Here is a 20,094-nt window from a genome sequence, read left to right as displayed (position 1 = left end):
GTGCCCTGGTGGCCAATGGCCGGGCATGAGCGTGTAGGGGCTGTGAGAGCCGTTCAGCCCGTGTAGGTATCGAGCAGATCGTTCACGTGATCGCACAGGGCCTGTGCGGTTGCTATATCCAACCGCCATGTCCACTGGCCATCAGGACCACCCATTGCTCGTCTGATCACGATGTACTCATCGATGACCTCGATCGTGATCACGTCGGATGCCGAGCTGATCGTGTTCACGACCCGACCTCGCTGGCATCGACAAGGAGGTCCGCCAACTTGACGGCATCGGATTCCGACAGGGCCAAGGTGAAGCCCGTTGGGTGCACTATCTCCACGACGTGACGCACCCGTGTGACTGTGGGTAGTCGGTGGTTGCGGCATCGACGGGAACGATTACGGGTACGGCCAGGGCAGCCTTCGACCGAGCACGGCACCGAGCTGTTACGTCGTCTAGATGCCATTGAACGCCTTCACGATCCATCCCGACTCTTGGCCCGATAGCACTACACGGGCGCGACCCTTACTCAGGATCAGGGTGTTGTCGGGGCCAGGCTCAACAGTGACAGGCTTACCCGCTGCCACCATCACGGTTGATGGTGTGGCATCGCGGCCTGCCTCATGCATGGACTTCAGCACTCGCGCGAGGTATCGGGCATCGGTGTCGTTGAACTTGATGGCGGGGCGTTCGCCGACACGAACACCCCCGTCGGTGATCTTGATAGTCAATTGGTTCTCCATAGATGTTTGGGTGGCGCCGTCCCCGCCGCTACGGCGCCTGCGCAGCTGGTGTTGCGCACCCGGCTCCTGGCGACATTCATCGCTGGCGGGCGGGAAGTTCTCAGGTGAGCGATTCGGCCGCGTCCACGAGGACGTTGGCAATCTCGTAGGCCAAGTGGCCAGGGATGACGACACGGGTACGGCGCCCGCTAGGTCGGCGCTTCAGCAGATAGAGGGCATCCCCGCCCGCCGAGATACCGACAGCGAGGTTGCCGCCATCGGGGGTTGGGAACACGCCTCGCTCGTGGTACATGGGTTCATCCATCGGACCACCGCGCGTGGCTAGGTGTCGCGGCCGTGCTGGTACGGGTGACGGTTACGTGGATGGTTTCGCCGTTCAGTCGGGCAAGCCAGCCCGTACCGTCCACCCGTAAGGGCAAGCTTTCAATGTGGCCGTCGTGAGCCACGGCGATAGCAGTAGGTATCACAAGGTTGTTCCTAACTTGATTGCTGGCCATGCCGAGATGGGCGGCCACTACTAGAGATGAATGTTTAGAGATGGTTGCTGAACTAGGTGGTGGTTGGTTGGGGCGCCTTGCGCCCATTCCGCCGGTGAGCCGTAGGCGAACTAGCCCGCACGGTGCGCGCCGCAGGCGCAGTGCGGGGTGTCTCCCCGTCGACAACGAGAGATGGCCACACCCCGAATTATTGGAGGGCCACTGCATCACTTCTGCACTGTTACGAGCGCTGGCGCGCTCGGCGGGCCATAAGCGCAGCAAGCTGCGCCACTTCGTAACGGCAACGTCCAACATCAAAATGAAGAAGACGACGTTGAAGCTGGGGCACGCTCGATACGGGACCTTCCACACCCAAAAAGAGGATTCACCTCCACGCGCCCTAGGGGCGCGGTACGTGGTTGTTTTCGCTTTCGCTGTATGGAGTGTTGCGTTGTCGACGTGGTTGGGTTGGCATCGTGTTGAGCAATGCCTGTCATGGCCTACCTGGTGGGCAGAAACCGTCAAGTAGGACACGGGGGGGTTACTACAAGGGGGGGGTCTCGTGTCCCACCTCAGTTAGGTGGCCTGCCAGCGGCCGTCTACGAACTGGCCACCCGACGATCTTTTAGCGCGGTTAAACGCTTTGATCGCAGCGCCCTCGGTCGGCCACTCGCCATACTTGGCGAACAACTCTTTGCCAACCCTGTTCGCCGATTCGATACGCACCAGGTCGGGATCGTTGACGACTCGCCCGAACAGGTCGGCGCGCTTCTGGTAGGTCTCCTCGGTGCGCTGTCGGGTATCGGCCTTCTCATTCAACAGTGACCACGTAGCCGATGAGCGACCCCACTCCGCTTGCAGCAGTAGATCCCTGTTCCCGTGATCGTTGGATCGGATAGCGACAGCCCGCGTGTTCGGTTCAGTGACATCGTGGATGTGGATGTTGAGGCGCTCCCAGGCTTGATAGACCGTGCTGCCCATCACTCCCGTGGGTGTGTACCGGCCGGACATCGCCTCGGAGTTCTTCGCGCTGTGGGCAATCATCAGTACCGTGGTGCCGTTCTCGGCGATCTCGGCCAGTGGTTGGCACAGCTCGCGGGCGGCGTCATCATCGCCGATCTTGCGGGCGCCTAACGTGCCTGTCAGGTTGTCCAGGATCATTAGCCGCGCCCCTTTGGCCTGCCCCTCGTATAGCCGCCAGTCCAAAGGGTTGAACTTGGCAATGCCTACCCGCGATTCAGGTACGCCATGCTCGCGCATTCGTAGACCCCAGCGTCGGGTCTCGCCAGCGTCGGTGGAGATGACCATCACGGGGCCGTGGTCGACCACCTCGGAACCGCAGAACTCATTGTCACCCTTGGCAATCGCCGCTGCCATGGCCGCCACGAGTCGAGTCTTGCCGACCGTGGGCTTGCCGCTCACGCTGTTGGTCGCCGAATGCAGCAGCCCATCAATGATGAAGTCGGGTTCGTCCTCGGCCAGGTCGGCCCAATACTCGAATGGCTGGAAAGGCGCGGACCACATCACCGCCACCACCCGTTGACGATGTCCACGTAGTCGAACCGTCCAAGATCCGATTCGTTCATCGCCGCGATGGCGCGCAACTCACCCTCCGTGTGCTCACTCACTACGGTTGTCTCCTAACTGATTTCGCACGGGTAGCGGTGCTGTAGGCGCCAATGCACGCAGCGTTGATCGGTGCATACTGGCCCCCAGTTGCCCGTATCAACGGGCAGGCTGATGTCATCGGGTGCGACGTCACGACCTTCCTCAAGGACATCGTCAACACTGGGCTGCTCGATGGTCGTGTCGTATGGGTCGTCCACGCTATTCCGACGCTCCAGCTCGGTCGGCTCCGTCTCCAGCATCACGAAGCTCATCGAGCAGCCTGCGGCCTTTGCGGTTACGGTCGGCCCAGCGGGCCTGACGTTCCCTGCGGCACTGCGGGCATTGCTTCGCTGATGCGATGTACGGGTGTTCACCAGGTTTCTGGCATTGCACAATTCCTCCTCTGCTGTCGTCGACAGGGTGTAGACACTCGCCACCTCGGCGAGCGTGTTGATAGCCGCCGCCCAAGGTTGGACAGCGAAACCTAATCCCCTCGTGTTTGGGGACAATCTGATACGCACCAACGGCTCAGGCATCGCCACTGGGAACCGTCGTGGCCGGCGAACATCGGTGTCTCGGATGTACGGCCCCGCTTCGGGATCACGGTCGATCCGATGCGTGTGGGAGATCTTCTGGTTGGCGAACATGCCCTGAATGCAAGCCGCGTAGTGGTCCGCAGCCAGGTCGTAGTGATCCACCCGCACCACCGAGCCGCAGCACGCCAGCGTCACGTACAGGTGCTTAGGCTGCGGCACCAGAGCCTCGATGATGGCTCGGTTCTTGACGGGGCGACGGTTGCTGGTCTTGCGCACCCTGCCGTCAGGGTGGACTTGATACTTCCCAGTGCCAACCCAAGACGATTTCCGCGTAGGTATAATTATACCATTCGTGGGTTTGCTAGGGGGAGCAGTTACACCCATGCCGACCGCCCCGTGTGTGCTGCCGCGTAGCGCTGGAGGATCTCGGCGCGGTCCAGATCGGTGTAGTGCTCCACCAAGCTCAGCAACCGGTTAGCCATCATCGCCAAGCCCAGCGCGGCGTGCTTCTCCGTGAACAGCTCCCACATCAAGTCAGGGTCGCGTAGCTCCAGCGCCGACATGATCGCCACGGCAGCCTCGGTTGGTGTCGCGGTCACAGGGCCTGCACCCCGATTTCACTGTCAACCACAGCTTTCGGAGGTATTAGCGGGTGCGCGAAGTCGCAGTTGCTCGGCCTAATACATTTCCGCCACGACCCGGACGGAGTCCGATCAGGGAACGTCGCCACAATCGGCGCGCAACGGGGGCACGGCGGGTGGATTGTCACCCACTGGTCGCCGTGGTCCTGATGCGCCCACGCCGCCTGAGCGGCACAGCGGTCACACAATCCTGTGGAGCGATAGTGATCCCGAACCCGCTGCCAGGTGCGGGCCTGCGACACGGTCTCGGGCACGGCGCTCATCGGGCACCGCCCACGGGACGCAGCAGCTCGCGAAGGCGAGCCTTCTGCGAATCGCTCAGTGGCGGGGCGGCCTCGACCACCTGAGTGGTGTACTCATCGATGCGGGCCAGAATTTCGGCGTCGGATAAAACGGGCATGCGGCGGCACGACCTTCCAGTCGTGCGAACCGCTCTCGCTCGCATTTTGGTGCCGCGCGCACCGCGTTTCGTGTGAGCCGAATGATGCCTAAGGAACCCTAGGCTCGTTTCATCCTATCAGACTCTATTCTGCGCTCCCTTTCGCGTGCTACACGGCGCTCCAGCGCACGCCCGACAGGAAGCACCACAACAGGGTCGGCGCAGCACGGGCGCCGCTGCCAGCCACCGACGCGCAGTTCGTCTGGCGCCGTGAAGCGGGCTGCGATCTTGCGACAGTCACGATTGCGGCACCGCTCCACGATGGTCACCCGCTCCACCTCCACTCGGGGCGGCAGGGCGTCCAGCGTCTTGTAGCCGAGCGTGGGTGTCCAGCCTCCCGCATCCCGATTCCCATCCGCCGCTTTGAAGTTCTCAAACCACGACAGCCAGGTTTCACGTTCGTCTCGCGGCTGCGACAGGCTCACGCTTCACCCCCAAACTTGACGCCTACCGTCTCGGGCTCGAACCCTGGTCCATGCTTTTGGCGGGGCAGAATCGTCACGGTCACGCCCAGTGCCTCCAGGATCGCACGTTGCGCCGACACCGTCAGAGCCTTCCACTGTGCCGCTGCATCGGGGCGTGCTAGCTCTCGTAATGACTCGATATCCACCGTGCGTGCGGCAACATCACGGGCCCTTTGGGCAGCCTCAAGCTCGGGCGTCAACTGGGCAGTGATGCGCTCCAACTGGCGCACTTTGATCTTGCCATCGGCGAATAGGTCGGCAGCCTCATCTAGCCGTCGCTGTATGTCATCAACTAGTTCAGCCGCGCGCCGAGCCTCCTTGTCGTCGCCCATCGCCCAATCCAATGCGTCGGGGCGGGCGAGACGCTTCACGACCGCATCGGCAACTGTCCTGTCGACCAAGTCCTTGGTGCGGCCGACGCAGCCGCGCTTCCCGGCGCATGTGTAGATCGGCGTGCCGTCCCGGGTGCCGTTTCGGCGCGCCACCCGCAGTACCGCACCGCAGACGCCACACGCACCGATCCCGTTGGTGAGCAAGTGCTTGCGGGCGCCAGGGCGTGGGCCTGTGTGGCTGCGGCGCTCAGGCGACGACAGCAAGGCTTTCAGACGGTCGTGCTTGCTGCGTTCAACAATCGCGGGCCAGTCCCCCGCCAACTCAGACCCATCATCGCGGCGGCGGATGCCAGCGTTCGAGTCGCGCGCCACCAACGTCCTGACGGTCGATTTAGCCCATTGGATGGTGGGCGCCTTGCGGCCCCGCCCCTCCAGTCGCTCGCGCGTCTCGGCGGGGCGCTTCAGCCATTGGGCATGTCCAGGCGACGGCTCGCCACGCCCGTTCATGTCTCGGTACAACTCGTTCAACGACTCGCCTGCCAGTAGTCGGTCCACAAGTTCGCGCACCACATCGGCCTCATGGCGGTTCTCAACCTGCTGGGCATGGATACCTTTGCCCACCCGATCCCACCCGTACGGACAGATACCCCAACTCTTGCCACGTCGAGCAAGGTCACCGATGGCCGCAGAGACTCTTTCGGCCTTGACCTCACCCTCCAAAGAGTCGAACGCCGTCATCAAATCAGCCATGCCGCGCCCATAGGCGGTCCGTAGATCCAGGCTCGGCCCTTTGACCGCGATGATGTCGACGTTGTGCCGCCCAAACGTCTCGATGACTTCGGCGCGCTGCTCCCGACTGCGGACGAAACGGGAGGTCTGCCACACCACGAGGTGATCGACAGCGCCAGCTCGCACCAGGTTCCACACGTCCTCATAACCAGGACGATGCAGGCCTTTGGTTGCGGACAGATCGTTGTCTTGCAGCTCGGCGACCACCTCGAAGCCGCGAACCTCGGCGAGCTGGCGCATGTCATTCATCTGGCGTGTGACGCCGACCTCTTCTAGTGATCGGTCGTAACTGATTCGCGCATATAACACAGCGCGTTCACGGCTTGCGGTACCCACCCGTTAAGAATACACTAGCTGCCTGCACTGCGCCGACCTGCACCGGCGTGATCGCGACGCCTCCTGGCCGGCGGTGGCGGCCCAGCTACGCGGCGTCGTGGGCAGCGCGGGCCGGGCCACCCTCCTGGCCACCGCCGCCCTCGCGCTGCGCCAGATCGATCTGGTGATGCGCGCGGTCGCCGACGCCGACGCCGCCCGCCATGAGACCCCGGCCCTGGACACCACCCTCGAACTCGGCCCCGACGGCCATTCGGTTCTCACCCGGCGCTGGTCACGACACCCCGACTGCCCATGTTGAAAACGAATGTTGCCACTTGGATGTGGGCCGTTCAGCGCCGTCGTGGATGATGGTCTCGTGTCTGAGATCAAGCGGGGTTCCGTCGCCAGGAATGCGAAGCTGGCCGGGATGGCAGGCGGGATGGCAGGCCGGGCGGCGCTGGGCTTCGGCAAACGCCTGACCGGAAAATCCAAAGACGAGGTCAGCGCCGATTTGATGGACAAGGCCGCTCAGCAACTGTTCGCCGTGCTCGGTGAGCTCAAGGGCGGGGCGATGAAGGTGGGCCAGGCGCTTTCGGTGCTGGAGGCGGCGATTCCCGAGCAATACGGCAAGCCGTATCGCGAGGCATTGACCAAGCTGCAGCGCGAGGCCCCGCCGCTGCCGGCCGCCAAGGTGCACCGGGTGCTCGACGCGCAGCTCGGCACCAAATGGCGGGACCGGTTCACCTCGTTCGACGACACCCCGGTGGCCTCGGCCAGCATCGGTCAGGTGCACAAGGCGGTCTGGTCCGACGGCCGCGAGGTGGCGGTCAAAATTCAGTACCCCGGCGCCGACGAGGCCCTGCGCGCCGACCTCAAGACGATCCAGCGCCTGGTCGGCGTGTTCAAACAGCTGGCCCCCGGCGTCGACATCCAGGGCATCGTCGACGAATTGATCGAGCGCACCGACATGGAGTTGGACTACCGGCTGGAGGCGCAGAACCAGCGTGCGTTCGCCAAGGCCTACCGCGACGATCCGCACTTCTGTGTCCCGGCCATCGTCGCCAGCGCACCGAAGGTCGTCATCGCCGAATGGATGGACGGCATCCCGATGTCGGTGATCATCCGCGAGGGCACCCCCGAACAGCGCGATCTGATGGGCACCCGGCTCTCCGAACTGACCTTCGACGCACCCAAGCGGCTGCAGATGATGCACGGCGACGCCCATCCGGGGAACTTCATGCTGTTGGCCGACGGGCGGATGGGCGTCATCGACTTCGGCGCGGTCGCGCCGCTGCCCGACGGGTTCCCGACCTCCCTGGGCGAGTGCATCCGGCTGGCCCGGGACAAGAACTACGACGAGCTGCTGCCCACCATGGAGGAAGCCGGTTTCATCCAGAAGGGCCAGGAGGTTTCGATCGAGGAAGTCGACGATATGTTGCGCCAGTACGTCGAGCCGATCGAGGTCGAGGTCTTCCACTACAACCGCCGGTGGATTCAGCGGATGGCGGCAGGCCAGATGGACAACTGGGTGGCCCAGATCAGGACGGCCCGCCAGCTCGACCTGCCGCCGAACCTGGCCATCCCGCTGCGCGTGATCGCCTCGACGATCGCGATGTGCTGTCAGCTCGACGCGCACGTCCCGGTGAAAGCGATTGCCACCGAACTGGTTCCGGGCTTCGCCGAGGAAGCGGCCTGACCCGCTCGGGCAGCGCCGGGTTCAGGCCTTGTGCGCCGAGGTGATCTCCCACCGTTGGTGAAACCACACCGCGCCGTCCTCGGCGCGGTGCGGTCGCATGCCGGTCTGCGCGCCGCCGGCCAGCTCGGCCTCGAACGCCTCGCGTACGGCGGCAGCCGCCTCGGCGCCGGTCGCCGATTGCCGCAGCCACGCCTCGACCGGCCGGTCGATCTCGCGCTCGGCGACCGCCGCGACGGTCAGCCCGCAGTCCCGAAACCAGTCGGCGACGACGCCGCGGGAGGGCATCCGGACGTGCGAATCGTCGCGGAGCCGTTCGATACGGTCCTGTTCGGCGGCGATCCGCGGATCGCCGGAGGACACCAGATCCATCACCACCACCCGTCCGCCGGTGCGGCTCACCCTGGCCATCTCTCGCAGCGCCGGTCGCGGATCGACCAGATGGTGCAGCGCGAACCGGGCGAACACGAGCGTGAAAGTGCCCTCGGCGAACGGAAGTTCGTCGACGGCGCCACGCACGAAGGCCAGATTGGTCAGCCGTTCCGACTCGGCCTGCCGCCGGCCCTGATCGATCATGGCGGGCGTGCTGTCGACGACCACCGCCCGGGTCACCCGCGCGGCCAGCGCCCTGCTGACGATGCCGGTCCCGCCCGCCACGTCGATCACGACGTCGCCGGGCCCCGGGCTCAGATACTCCAGCAGCCAGGGCACGCTCGAGGTGAAGGCGAGGTTGAGCCCGGTGTCCTCGAGTGTGGCGGCCTGCGAGGTGAACGCCTTGCGGATCCGTTCCCGGTGGCTGTCGGACATGCCGTGGCGTCAGATCTGGCGTAGCAACGCGACGTCGGAGACCGTGCGGATGTGGGCGATCATCGCCCGCGAGGCCTCGGTCGCATCCTGGCGGCGCACCGCGTCCGCGATCCGCCGGTGCCCCTCGAGCGAGATGCGGGGCCGCTCGGGCTGCGAGAGCGACTCGATGCGGGTCTCGCGGATGAGCCCGGCGATCTCGTGCATCAGCTTGGCGAGCAGCGACGAGTGCGCCGCCGCGGTCAGCGCCTCGTGGAACTGCTCGTCGCCGAGCACGCCGCGGTCACCCGCATCGATTTCGGCTTCCATCGCCGAGATCGCGTCGTCGATCGCCGCCATCTCCTCGTCGGTGCGCCGTTCGGCGGCCAGGGCAACGATTTTCACTTCCAGTGCCTCGCGGGCCTCGATGATGTCGGGCAGGCGATCGGCGTGTTCACGCAATGCCTTGACGGCGCGGTCCTCCACCGGCCTGCGGACCAGCACCGCGCCGTCACCGTGGCGCACCGACAGCACACCCTGGACCTCGAGGGCCACCAGCGCCTGGCTCAGCGAGGCGCGGCTCACCCCGAGCTTGGCCGCGAGTTCACGCTCGGCCGGGAGCCGGTCGCCCGGCATCATCTCGTTCCTGGCGATGTGCGAGCACAGCTTTTCGACGATCACCTCGTACAAGCGCGGACGCGTCACCGGACGCAGTTGGTCAACCACTGGGTCACCCACTCTCCTATCCACTCGTCCTCCCAGGCTATAGGAGTGCTCACCCGCGGTAACAGCAGTCACAATTCAGGTTGACAGTGAGAAGCATCACCGGCACTATTGGCTAGGCCAATGCTCCACTGAGTCAATCTTAATCCTCAGCAAACTAGACCCGGAGATCCTCGATGACGACTGAACTCATACCGATCATCGCGCTCGCCGTGATGTTCATCGCTGCCACGGTGCTACCGGTGAACATGGGCGCGCTCGGTTTTGTGGCGGCATTCGTCGTCGGCACCGTCTTCGTGGGAATGAGCACCGACGACATCATCGGCGGCTTTCCCGGCGAACTCTTCCTGACCCTGGTCGGGGTCACCTACCTGTTCGCGATAGCGCAGAACAACGGCACCGTCGATCTGATGATCCGCGGTGCCGTGCGGCTGGTGCGCGGGCGGGTGGCACTCATCCCCTGGGTGATGTTCGGCATCACCGGACTGCTCACCGCGGTCGGCGCACTCGGACCCGCGGCCGTGGCGATCATCGCGCCCATCGCGCTCGGCTTCGCCGCGCGGTACCGGATCAACGCGCTACTGATGGGCATGATGGTGATCCACGGCGCGCAGGCCGGCGGGTTCTCCCCGATCAGCGTCTACGGCGTCACGGTCAACTCGATCACCGCCGACGCCGGCCTGATCGACAGCCCGGTCGCGCTGTTCCTGGGCAGCCTGGTGTTCAACGCGGCGATCGGGGTGGCGCTGTTCGCCTTCCTCGGCGGCCGGTCGTTGATCGGCAGGCACGTCGACGATCATCCGGACGGCATCGACGACGCCGCGGCGGCCGAGCCGGGCGCGACGAACGGCGCGTCGGGCGGTGCGCCGATGCCGACCGGCTCGGGCACAACGGCCACCAAGACCCTGGCGCCCACCCCCACCGAACCCGCACCGACCAAGCAGGCCGTGACCTTCGAACAGATCGCGACCCTCGTCGGGCTCGGCGCGCTGGCGCTGTTCTCACTGGTGATGGACCTCGACGTCGGATTCGTGGCGATGACCGTCGCGGTGGTTCTGGCCCTGCTGTCGCCGCAGGCCCAGAAGGGTGCGATCGCCCAGATCAGCTGGTCGACGGTGTTGCTCATCGGCGGTGTGCTGACCTTCGTCGGGGTGCTGCAGGAGGCCGGGACCGTGGATTACGTCGGCAACGCGGTCGCCGGACTGGGGATGCCGCTGCTGGTCGCGTTGCTCCTCTGCTACATCGGGGCCATCGTGTCCGCATTCGCCTCCTCGACGGCCATTCTCGGCGCGACGATTCCGCTGGCCGTGCCCTTCCTGCTGGCCGGTGACGTCGGTGCGGTCGGAGTCGTTGTGGCACTCGCTATTTCGTCGACCATCGTCGACGTGAGCCCGTTCTCGACCAACGGCGCGCTGGTGCTCGCGAACGCGCCGAAGGGGCTCGACAAGGACCGCTTCTACAAGCAGATCCTCAAGTACAGCGCCCTGGTCGTGGTCATCGGCCCGGTGATCGCCTGGGCCGTGCTGGTGGTCCCCGGCTGGCTCTGAGCCGACCAACCCCTCCCGCGGGGCCGCCCGGACATGGGCGGCCCCGCGTTGTCTTGCACCGCCGACTCCGGGGTCACTGAGACCCGGATCACAATCGCCCACCGCTTGACAGCCGGTCACACGCATCGTTGAATTGGCTAGTCCACTAGCCCACCAAGTCACTAGGTCTCGGGGTATGCGATGACATCGACAGCTCTCTCCTCGGCGGAACCCACCACGCAACCCGACGGGTCCGCCGGCCCACTGCACGGTCTCCGGGTCATCGACCTGACCCGCGCACTGGCCGGGCCGCACGCCGCGATGATGCTCGGCGACCTCGGCGCCGACGTCATCAAGATCGAGAGCCCCGCCGGCGGTGACGACACCCGCGGATGGGGCCCGCCGTTCGTGGAGCCGGCGCCGCGGCCCGATCAGGGCGGCCCGCGGGAGGACGACCGGGAATCGACCTATTTCCTGTCGGCCAACCGGAACAAGAAATCGGTCACCCTCGACCTCAAATCCGACGCCGGGAAAACGGCGCTGCGGGCCCTGATCGCGACCGCCGACGTGCTGATGGAGAATTTCCGCACCGGCGTGCTGGACCGTCTCGGCTTCTCCACCGAGCGTCTCGCAGAACTCAATCCGCGCCTGGTCGTGTTGTCCATCAGCGGATTCGGGCACGACGGCCCCGAGGGCGGCCGGGCCGGATACGACCAGATCGCGCAGGGCGAGGCGGGCCTGATGTCGTTGACCGGTTCCGGTCCCGACGACGTCCAAAGGGTCGGCGTGCCGATCGCCGACCTTCTCGCGGGCATGTACGGCGCCTTCGGCGTCCTCGCCGCCCTGCGGGAGCGCGAGCACACCGGAAAGGGCCGGGTGGTCCGCACCTCACTGCTCGCCGGCGTCGTCGGCGTCCACGCCTTTCAGGGCACCCGCTGGACGGTGGCCGGCGAGGTCGGGACCGCCCAGGGCAACCATCACCCCTCGATCTGCCCGTACGGGCTGTTCCACACCGCCGACGGAGCGGTGCAGATCTCGGTCGGCAGCGAGGGCCTGTGGCGCCGCTTCTGCAGCGGCTTCCGGCTCGACGCCGCGGCCGCCGGGATGGCCACCAATCCGGAGCGGGTGGAGAACCGCAAGCAGGTGATGGAACTGATCGAGGATGTGTTCGGCAAGTACACCACCGCCGATCTACTCGTCGAACTCGACCGGATCGGCATCCCCGCCGGACGGGTGCGCTCGGTTGCCGAAGTCTACGAATGGGACCAGACCCGCTCGCAGGGACTGCTGATCGACGTCGAGCACGCCACGCTGGGAACCATCACGCTGCCCGGCCCGCCGCTGCGTTTCTTCGAGGCCGGCGGCACCGAAGTCACCCGCACCCACCATCTCCCGCCGCCGGTGCTCGGCGCGGACAACGACCTGATCGCGACGGCCCTGCGGGCGGGCCTGCGATGACCCGGTTCGGCGCCTACGACGTCATCGCACAGCTCGCCGACCCCGCGACCTGGCAATCCTGGGATCTGCCCTTGACCCGGCCGGTGGCCGACCCGCAGTACACCCGCGATCTGGCCGCCGCCAGGGCCAGGACCGGGCTCGATGAGGCCGTGGTCACCGGAACCGCCACCGTCGGCGGGCGCCGCGTCGCAATGTTGCTGTGCGACTTCGGGTTTCTCGGCGGATCGATCGGCGTCGCGGCGAGCGACCGGCTGACCGCGGCGATCCGGCGGGCCACCGCCCAGCGGCTGCCGCTGCTGGCACTGCCGACGTCGGGGGGCACCCGGATGCAGGAGGGCACCACCGCGTTCCTGCAGATGGTCAGGATCACCGCGGCCGTCGTCGCCCACAAGGCCGCCCATCTCCCTTACCTGGTCTATCTGCGCAACCCCACGACCGGTGGGGTATTCGCGTCGTGGGGCTCACTGGGACAGGTGACCCTGGCCGAGCCGGGGGCCCTGATCGGTTTCCTCGGCCCTCGGGTGTACGAGGCACTGCACGGCAAGCCTTTTCCTCCCGGTGTGCAGACCGCCGAGAATCTCCACGCCCGCGGGCTCGTCGACGCGGTCACCCCGCTCGACGGGCTCGGCGAGCTGGTGGACCGCGCGCTGACCATCATCGCGCCCGGCTCAGGCGCCACCTCGGCTCCTCGGCCCGCTACCGCGCCAACGCCCGACGCCGAGGCATGGCACTCGGTGACCGCATCGCGGCGCCCGGAGCGCCCCGGCGTGCGCGACCTGCTGCACTATGCCACGGATGTGTTGGCGCTCAACGGAACCGGGCAGGGCGAGAACGACCCGTCGGTGCTGCTGGCGCTGACCCGGTTCGGTGATAGGCCGTGCGTACTGCTCGGGCAGGACCGCAACCGCCCGGCCCCCGATGCGCCGCTGGGTCCCGGCGCGCTCAGACAGGCCCGCCGCGGGATCCGGCTGGCCGCCGAGCTGAACCTGCCCCTGGTCACCGTGATCGATACCGCGGGTGCGGCGCTGTCACCCGAAGCCGAGGAGGGCGGGTTGGCCGGTGAGATCGCCCGCTGCATCGCCGAGCTGGTCGCACTCGAAGTACCCACCGTCTCAGTGCTTCTCGGGCAGGGCGCGGGGGGCGGAGCGCTGGCACTGGTGCCCGCCGACCGCATCCTCGCCGCCGCCAACGGATGGCTCTCCCCGCTTCCCCCGGAGGGCGCCAGCGCGATCCTGCACCACGACACCAGCCAGGCCAAGGCCATGGCGGCCAAACAGGGAGTACGCTCGGCGGACCTGCTGGCGCACGGCGTCGTCGACCGCATCATCCCCGAATACCCGGACGCCGCGGCCGAATCCGAACAATTCTGCCCGCGGGCCGCCGCCCTGATCGGCGCGGAACTGGCGGCGTTGGCCGACACCGACACCGCCCGCCGACTCGCCGAGCGGGTGCTGCGGTTCGACCGGATCGGTCAACCAGCCACCGTCCTGGCACCGACCGGATGACCGGGGCAATCCGGCGACGGCGATCAGGCCGCCGCCGGATTTCCCCCGGCGTTCTTGCGTGGCCGCCCACGCGGCCGCTTGCGGGCCACGATGGTTCCGCGGTCGATGATCTCACCGCCCCACACACCCCACGGCTCCTGCCGCTCCAGCGCCGCGGCGAGGCACGCGGTCCGGATCGGGCAGTCGACGCACAGCGCCTTGGCGCGCTCGAGGTCGACGGGGCTCTCGGCGAACCACAGATCGGGATCGCCAATGTGGCACGGCACCGCCGGCAGCCGCTGATCGCATGTCACCGGCGCGACGCCCATACCTGGAGCGTTCATCGCAATGGACATGTGTTGTTCCCCCTGCTTCCTGGTCGTTTGTTCGTCGACGATCTGTCTTCTGAGGGATCTGCGACCAGTCTTATCGGGGGGTCCGACAAATATGGCCACGGATCCGGTTGACTGCGGGTCCGTGGCCATTTGGCTGATGGGGGAGCTTCTACCTAGTAGGGGCTCCGATCCACGGACGCGCGGTCTGCGGCGGGACGGCGCTTGCGCTGCGGGACAATGGCAGCAGCGGCGGCCGGCCATCCGGCGCCGGGGGCGTGCGCATTCGGCACGGGATATGCCGAAGCCACGACGGGAGCGCCGGTGATGCGGTGGGCAGCACTGACCGCACCAAGGGCACGGAAGGATGCGGGCATGCCTACAACCGCTACACCGCTGAACGTCATATCGATATCCATGATTGCGGGCACCCTCCTTCCTTCACATCGCCTGAGTGTGATCTTGAGGTTAAAGCCTAACAGCAAGATCGCACAACCTATTTTCTACCTGCGGTTTTGGCATGATCTTTACGAATCGTGGCGGGCGTTGGCGCGCGCCGTCACCAACCCGAGCACATCCGATCCGTACTGCTCCAGCTTGCGGGCCCCGATCCCGGGGATCGCCACCAGCGCGGCCTCGTCGACCGGCAGCGACTCGGCGATGGCGATCAGGGTGTTGTCGGTGAACACCACATAGGCCGGCACCTTCATCTCCCGGGAGATGCCAAGGCGCCACTCCTTGAGCTCGGCGAGCAGCTCCTCGTCGAGGTTGGACGGGCAGGTCTCACAGCGCCGCAGCATGATCGCGGGCGACGTGGTCAGCGTCGCGTTGCACACCCGGCACCGCGGCGCGGGGCCACGCTGGCGCCGCGGGCGGTCCTGGCCCGCCGGTTTCGACCCCTGCAGTTGCGGGGCGATGCCGTTGAGGAACCGGGACGGTTTGCGGCCCTGCCGCCCGCCGGGCGCCCGGGCCAGTGCCCAGCTCAACGCCAGGTGCACCCGGGCCCTGGTCACCCCGACGTAGAGCAACCGGCGCTCCTCCTCCACCGGCTCGCTGTCGGCGCCGTGGGCGAGCGCATGGGAGATGGGCAGCGTGCCGTCGGCCAGCCCGACCACGAACACCGCGTCCCATTCCAGCCCCTTGGCCGCGTGCAGCGAGGCCAGGGTCACGCCCTGCACGACGGGCGGGTGCCGGGCGTCGGCGCGCTGGCGCAGTTCGGCCACCAGGGCCCGCAGGTCCAGTTCCGGCCGGACGGCGACCTCCTCGTCGACCAGTTCGGCCAACGCGGTGAGCGCGTCCCAGCGCTCCCTGGCCCGGGTGCCCGCCGGCGGCTCGGCCGTCAGGCCCAGCGGTTCGAGCAGCTCGCGGACCAGGGCGGGCAGCTCGCCGCCTGCGGGCTCGCGCTCGGCGTTGCGCTGCAACGCCACCAGGGCCTGGCGGATCTCCTGCCGGCTGAAGAACCCCTCACCGCCGCGGACCTGGAAGGCGACACCGGCCTCGGTCAGCGCCTCCTCGTACACCTCGGACTGGGCGTTGATCCGGTACAGCACCGCGATCTCGGCCGGCTCGGTCCCCGCTGCGATGAGTTTCTTGATCGCCCCGGCCACCGCGTTGGCCTCGGCGACCTCATCGGGATGCTCGGAGAACGTCGGCGCCGGGCCGGGATCGCGCTGCCCCACCAGATGCAGCCTGCTGCCGGCCATCCGGCCCCGGGCAGCCGCGATCACCCGGTTGGCCAGCGACACCACCTGCGGGGTGGACCGGTAGTCGCGCTCCAGCCGGACCAGGGCGGCGTCTGGGAATCGCCGCGAGAAGTCCAGCAGGTAGCGCGGGGTGGCGCCGGTGAACGAGTAGATGGTCTGGTTGGCGTCGCCGACCACCGTGACGTCGTCGCGCTCACCGAGCCAGGCGTCGAGCACGCGCTGCTGCAGCGGCGTGACGTCCTGGTATTCGTCGACGACGAAGCACCGGTAGCGGTCGCGGAACTCCTGGGCCACCCCGGCGTCGTTCTCGATCGCGGCGGCGGTGTGCAGCAGCAGGTCATCAAAATCAAGGAGCATGAGATCCGTACCGCGCGCCTTGAGCGACTCGTAGCCGGCGTAGACGGCCGCCACCTTCTCGGCGTCGAACGGGATGTCGCGACCCACCTTGGCCACCGCGGCACCGTAGGACTCCGGGGTGATCAGCGACGCCTTGGCCCATTCGATTTCGCCGGCCAGATCCCGGACGTCGTCGGTGCTCGTCGGCATCCCGGACCGGTTCGCGGCCTGGGCCACCACCGAGAACTTGCTGTCGAGCAGCTCCCAGCCGGTGCCACCGACCAGGCGCGGCCAGAAGTACTGCAACTGCCGCCGGGCCGCGGCGTGAAACGTCACCGCCTGTACCGCACCGGTGGGCACCCCGGACTCCTGCCCGAGCACTCGAAGCCGGCCCCGCATCTCACCCGCGGCCCGCGCGGTGAACGTCACCGCCAGCACCTGGCCCGCCGCGACATGTCCCGACGCCACCAGGTGAGCGATCCGCCGCGTGATGGTGCGGGTCTTGCCGGTGCCCGCACCGGCGAGGACGCACACCGGGCCGCGCGCGGCCAGCACCGCCTCCCGCTGCTCGTCGTCGAGATCGCCCAGGGTCGGGGAAGGAGCCTCTAACGACATGGGTTCCATGATGGCAGGGCCGCCCGACAGGCACCGATCACGTCGCCGGGCAGCAGCGGTCAGTCAGCGGATCGGATGCCGGCCGGGGTCATGGCCGGCGCACGTCCGCCCTGTCCCTGGCGAGCGGGATCGGGACCGGTCGGCCGCCCGGCGGAACCGTGGTGTTCGTCGAGGTCTGCCCGATGCGTTTCGGGCGCGACGAGCGCGGCGGTGAAGCTGATCGCCGCAATGACGACCAGGTAGACGGCGATCGGCCAGAAGTGGCCGGCGCGGGCCAGGAGCGCGGTGGCGATCAACGGCGCGAAGCCACCGGCCAGCACTCCAGCCACCTGCGCCGACAATGAGATGCCGCTGTACCGGACGTTGGTGGGGAACAACTCCGACATGAAGCTGGCCTCGGGACCGTACATGGCCGCGTACGCCACCCCGAGCACCGTCAGACACACGAGCCACAGGATGGCGGAGTTGCCGCTGTCGATACCGATGAACAACGGGAAGGCCATCGCCGCGGACATCAACGTGCCCGCGATGAAAATCGGCCTGCGGCCGAAGCGGTCGGATAACCATCCGCACAACGGAATGGTGAACAGCGCCAAGGTCGCAGCGACCATGACGGCGACCAGCATCTGTGCGCGCGACCACGACGCATGGCTGGTTCCGTACACCAGGATGAAGGTGGTGTAGATGTAGAACGAGCCGTTCTCGCAGAATCTCAGACCGATGCCGAGCAGCAGACTCCTCCACTGGTGCCGGATGGTCTCCATCACGGGCGAACGATGGGTATCCTCAGCCGATTTCACCTCGCTGAAGACGGGCGACTCCGACACCCGGTACCGGACGACCAGACCGAGTGCGACGAGGACGAAACTGAACAGGAACGGCAGTCGCCAGCCCCAGGAGTACAGCGCCTCGTCGGGGAGCCGAGACACCAGAGCGAAAGTCGCCGTGGCGAATATGAGTCCGACCGGTACGCCCGCTTGTGGCAGGGCGCCATAAAGTCCGCGCGATCGGGGTGGAGCATGTTCGACCGACATCAGGACCGCCCCGCCCCATTCCCCACCGAGCCCGATCCCCTGGAGCACCCGGAGCACGACCAGTAGGACCGGAGCGCCGAGCCCCAACGTGGCATAGGTGGGCAGGAGCCCGACGAGCCCCGTGCCCAGCCCCATGATGAGCAACGAGGCGATGAGCATCGTCTTGCGCCCCAGACGATCTCCGAAATGGCCGAAGACCGCGCCCCCCAACGGACGCGCGATGAAGCCGACCGTGAACGTGGCGAAGGCCGCCAGGGTGCCCGCGACGGGCGAGAAACTGGGAAAGAAGAGCCGGTTGAAGATTAGGGCGGCGGCCGTGCCGTAGATGAAGAAGTCGTACCATTCGATGGTCGCGCCGACACTACTGGCGAATGCGACCAGCCGCGGCGACGCGTTGGGAGTCGGTGTCTGAGTGCTCATGGGATGTCCTGTGTCATCGGGCCGGCCAATTCCAGGCACCGGCGGTTTCTGTTGACCGAGAACCGGTCTCGTTGGTCATGGCCGAGGCGGACGATGATGACCCGTGCTAGTCGAGGACGTCGGGTTCCTGCTCGGTCACCAGCTCGGCGAGCAGCCGGAAGCCGTGCCTGGCCATATTCCGGTTTCCGAACTGCCGGTGGGCCATCGTCGCCTCCTCGTCGCTCATGACCCGTGGTGTCCCTGCGGCTTCAGCCAGCAACTGGGCCTGGCACGCCCGGTCCATGGTGATGAACCACCAGGCCGCTTCCTCCACGCTCTGGCCGACCGTCAGCAAGCCGTGGTGGCGAAGGATTGCGGCTCGCCGGTGCTGCATACATGCCGCGATACGTTGTCCCTCATCGCGTTCCAAGACAAGCCCCTTGTATTCCTCGAATACCACATGGTCGTTGTAGAACGCGCAGGCCTCTTGAATGATCGGATCGAGCGGGCGGCTCAGCGCCGCCCATGCCCGGCCGTGAATCGTGTGTGCATGCGCGATCGCCACCACGTCGGGCCGTGCTTCGTGGATGGTCGAGTGAATCGAGAACGCGGCCTTATTGGTCCGTTTGGCGCCTTCGACCACCCTGCCGTTTTCGTCGACCCGAAGTAGGTCGCTGACCTTCATCCGGGAGAAGTGGACCGCGTACGGGTTGACCCAGAAGTGCTCGGGATTACCGGGATCGCGTGCGGTGATATGGCCGGCGATGCCCTCGTCGAATCCGTACCTGGCGAAGATGCGGAAGGCTATGGCCAGTTGTTCCTTGCGGTGTCGCCGCTCGTCTTCGATCGACCGCCCCCCTTCTGAAATCGGCTCGAGATCGAGCACCTCGTACTGCTCCTCCCGGGGGGCGCCCTGCACCTGCGTCATCTCGGTCCACCTTTCCTCCATGTCTGACAAATAATTTGTCTCACAGACAACAGCGTGGTGCAAGCCTCAAAGGCAAGAATTTCGCCTCTAAGGTCACGGTAGGGTTATCGAGGTGCCGGACATGACGACGAAACGGATCGCCGCCCGCTTGGCCCAGGCGCGACGCGACCTCGGCCTGACGCTCAAAGACGCAGCGTCACAGGCCGGCGTCTCCGTTGCCCATCTGTCCCGGATCGAGCGCGGTGATCGACAGCCCTCGATCGGTCTGCTCATCGAGCTGGGACGGGCTTATCGAATGTCGTTGGGGCAGCTGGTCGGCGAGGAGCCGCAGGAGACCCTGCATCTCATCAGGAACGGCACCGCCGCCCCCTACGCCGGCACCGGAGGTACCTATACGCCGCTGAGCGGCATCGTCGGCCAGAATCTGCTCACCGCGATCCGGTTCGAGCTCAACGCGCACGAGTCAACCACCCGCGACGTACACCACGCCGGCGAAGAATGGATCTACCTGCTCGCCGGTGAAGCCGGCCTGGTCCAGGGCGGGACCACCTTGGGTCTTTCAGCGGGTGACGTCGTGCACTTCGAGGCGCAGGCTCCACACCACCTGGTGAATACCACCGATGCCCCGGCGACCGTCTTGATCGTGACCGCGAGCACGGGGGGTAGGCCGAACGACGCCCATCCGGCCTGAATTGCCCGTTGCGCGGAGGGGCGCGGCGGACACGCGCCCCTCCGGAACAGAGTCGGGA

At 66.7% G+C, this 20,094-nt stretch carries 20 protein-coding genes and 1 pseudogene; 6 read left to right on the top strand and 15 right to left on the bottom strand.

What is annotated here, in order from left to right; genetic code table 11:
- Positions 1–53: 53 nt before the first annotated feature.
- From ACWDTP_RS04580 to ACWDTP_RS04540, 9 genes are all read right to left on the bottom strand, one after another.
- On the bottom strand, positions 54–230 hold the full coding sequence (locus tag ACWDTP_RS04580; protein WP_450017016.1) for a hypothetical protein: 177 nt from the start codon (positions 228–230) through the stop codon (positions 54–56).
- Between the two features lie 213 nt (positions 231–443).
- Complete coding sequence (locus ACWDTP_RS04575) at positions 444–719, bottom strand: hypothetical protein (RefSeq protein ID WP_450017015.1); 276 nt, start codon at positions 717–719, stop codon at positions 444–446.
- A 112-nt stretch (positions 720–831) separates the two neighbouring features.
- On the bottom strand, positions 832–1,035 hold the full coding sequence (locus ACWDTP_RS04570) for a hypothetical protein (RefSeq protein WP_450017013.1): 204 nt from the start codon (positions 1,033–1,035) through the stop codon (positions 832–834).
- A 748-nt stretch (positions 1,036–1,783) separates the two neighbouring features.
- Entirely contained in the window at positions 1,784–2,743 is a 960-nt protein-coding gene (locus ACWDTP_RS04565; RefSeq protein ID WP_450017011.1) for an AAA family ATPase, read from the bottom strand.
- Between the two features lie 104 nt (positions 2,744–2,847).
- Positions 2,848–3,627 carry a hypothetical protein gene (locus ACWDTP_RS04560; protein ID WP_450017009.1) on the bottom strand — a complete coding sequence of 260 codons (780 nt, stop codon included), beginning with the start codon at positions 3,625–3,627 and terminating at the stop codon, positions 2,848–2,850.
- A gap of 98 nt (positions 3,628–3,725) precedes the next feature.
- A complete protein-coding gene (locus ACWDTP_RS04555) occupies positions 3,726–3,950 on the bottom strand; it encodes a hypothetical protein (protein WP_450017007.1) in 225 nt (74 codons plus the stop codon).
- Between the two features lie 301 nt (positions 3,951–4,251).
- Positions 4,252–4,392 (bottom strand): hypothetical protein, encoded by a 141-nt coding sequence (locus ACWDTP_RS04550; protein WP_450017005.1) that lies wholly within the window; start codon positions 4,390–4,392, stop codon positions 4,252–4,254.
- A 98-nt stretch (positions 4,393–4,490) separates the two neighbouring features.
- Positions 4,491–4,856: a hypothetical protein gene (locus ACWDTP_RS04545; RefSeq protein ID WP_450017003.1), complete on the bottom strand. Its 366-nt coding sequence runs from the start codon at positions 4,854–4,856 to the stop codon at positions 4,491–4,493.
- A complete protein-coding gene (locus tag ACWDTP_RS04540) occupies positions 4,853–6,352 on the bottom strand; it encodes a recombinase family protein (protein WP_450017002.1) in 1,500 nt (499 codons plus the stop codon). The genes ACWDTP_RS04545 and ACWDTP_RS04540 overlap by 4 nt, the downstream gene beginning before the upstream one ends.
- A 13-nt stretch (positions 6,353–6,365) precedes the next feature.
- Here ACWDTP_RS04540 and ACWDTP_RS04535 point away from each other — a divergent pair.
- Together ACWDTP_RS04535 and ACWDTP_RS04530 are read left to right on the top strand one after the other, a co-directional pair.
- Positions 6,366–6,650: pseudogene (locus ACWDTP_RS04535) on the top strand (cyclodehydratase); the annotation flags it as partial.
- A gap of 42 nt (positions 6,651–6,692) precedes the next feature.
- On the top strand, positions 6,693–8,027 hold the full coding sequence (locus ACWDTP_RS04530) for a macrolide-binding ATPase MABP-1 (protein WP_450017000.1): 1,335 nt from the start codon (positions 6,693–6,695) through the stop codon (positions 8,025–8,027).
- 21 nt (positions 8,028–8,048) lie between these two features.
- Here ACWDTP_RS04530 and ACWDTP_RS04525 read toward each other — a convergent pair whose 3' ends face one another.
- Both ACWDTP_RS04525 and ACWDTP_RS04520 read right to left on the bottom strand, forming a co-directional pair.
- Positions 8,049–8,831 (bottom strand): class I SAM-dependent methyltransferase, encoded by a 783-nt coding sequence (locus tag ACWDTP_RS04525; RefSeq protein ID WP_450016998.1) that lies wholly within the window; start codon positions 8,829–8,831, stop codon positions 8,049–8,051.
- A gap of 9 nt (positions 8,832–8,840) precedes the next feature.
- On the bottom strand, positions 8,841–9,533 hold the full coding sequence (locus ACWDTP_RS04520; protein ID WP_450016996.1) for a FadR/GntR family transcriptional regulator: 693 nt from the start codon (positions 9,531–9,533) through the stop codon (positions 8,841–8,843).
- A 173-nt stretch (positions 9,534–9,706) separates the two neighbouring features.
- Here ACWDTP_RS04520 and ACWDTP_RS04515 point away from each other — a divergent pair, with 173 nt between their 5' ends.
- The 3 genes from ACWDTP_RS04515 to ACWDTP_RS04505 all read left to right on the top strand — a co-directional run bounded on the left by ACWDTP_RS04515 (position 9,707) and on the right by ACWDTP_RS04505 (position 14,019).
- The gene (locus tag ACWDTP_RS04515; RefSeq protein ID WP_450016994.1) at positions 9,707–11,077 is read left to right on the top strand and encodes an SLC13 family permease; all 1,371 of its coding nucleotides are present in this window, start codon (positions 9,707–9,709) and stop codon (positions 11,075–11,077) included.
- 180 nt (positions 11,078–11,257) lie between these two features.
- Positions 11,258–12,514, top strand: coding sequence for a CaiB/BaiF CoA transferase family protein (locus tag ACWDTP_RS04510; RefSeq protein ID WP_450016992.1), 1,257 nt, complete (start codon positions 11,258–11,260; stop codon positions 12,512–12,514).
- A complete protein-coding gene (locus ACWDTP_RS04505) occupies positions 12,511–14,019 on the top strand; it encodes a carboxyl transferase domain-containing protein (RefSeq protein ID WP_450016990.1) in 1,509 nt (502 codons plus the stop codon). The genes ACWDTP_RS04510 and ACWDTP_RS04505 overlap by 4 nt, the downstream gene beginning before the upstream one ends.
- Positions 14,020–14,042: 23 nt before the next feature.
- On the opposite strand, the gene ACWDTP_RS04500 is transcribed toward ACWDTP_RS04505, so the two are convergent.
- The 4 genes from ACWDTP_RS04500 to ACWDTP_RS04485 all read right to left on the bottom strand — a co-directional run bounded on the left by ACWDTP_RS04500 (position 14,043) and on the right by ACWDTP_RS04485 (position 19,345).
- Positions 14,043–14,354 (bottom strand): WhiB family transcriptional regulator, encoded by a 312-nt coding sequence (locus tag ACWDTP_RS04500; RefSeq protein WP_450016988.1) that lies wholly within the window; start codon positions 14,352–14,354, stop codon positions 14,043–14,045.
- Positions 14,355–14,857: 503 nt separating this feature from the next.
- A complete protein-coding gene (locus ACWDTP_RS04495; RefSeq protein WP_450016986.1) occupies positions 14,858–16,984 on the bottom strand; it encodes an ATP-dependent DNA helicase UvrD2 in 2,127 nt (708 codons plus the stop codon).
- A 59-nt stretch (positions 16,985–17,043) separates the two neighbouring features.
- Complete coding sequence (locus ACWDTP_RS04490) at positions 17,044–18,438, bottom strand: MFS transporter (RefSeq protein WP_450016984.1); 1,395 nt, start codon at positions 18,436–18,438, stop codon at positions 17,044–17,046.
- A gap of 106 nt (positions 18,439–18,544) precedes the next feature.
- Complete coding sequence (locus tag ACWDTP_RS04485; RefSeq protein WP_450016982.1) at positions 18,545–19,345, bottom strand: class II aldolase/adducin family protein; 801 nt, start codon at positions 19,343–19,345, stop codon at positions 18,545–18,547.
- Between the two features lie 121 nt (positions 19,346–19,466).
- On the opposite strand from ACWDTP_RS04485, the gene ACWDTP_RS04480 reads away from it, so the two are divergent.
- Positions 19,467–20,036, top strand: a complete 570-nt coding sequence (locus ACWDTP_RS04480) for a helix-turn-helix domain-containing protein (protein ID WP_450016980.1) — start codon at positions 19,467–19,469, stop codon at positions 20,034–20,036.
- Positions 20,037–20,094: the final 58 nt, after the last annotated feature.

It is taken from the genome of Mycobacterium sp. NPDC003449, from assembly GCF_053588415.1.
This window is presented reverse-complemented; position numbering and strand designations above follow the sequence as displayed.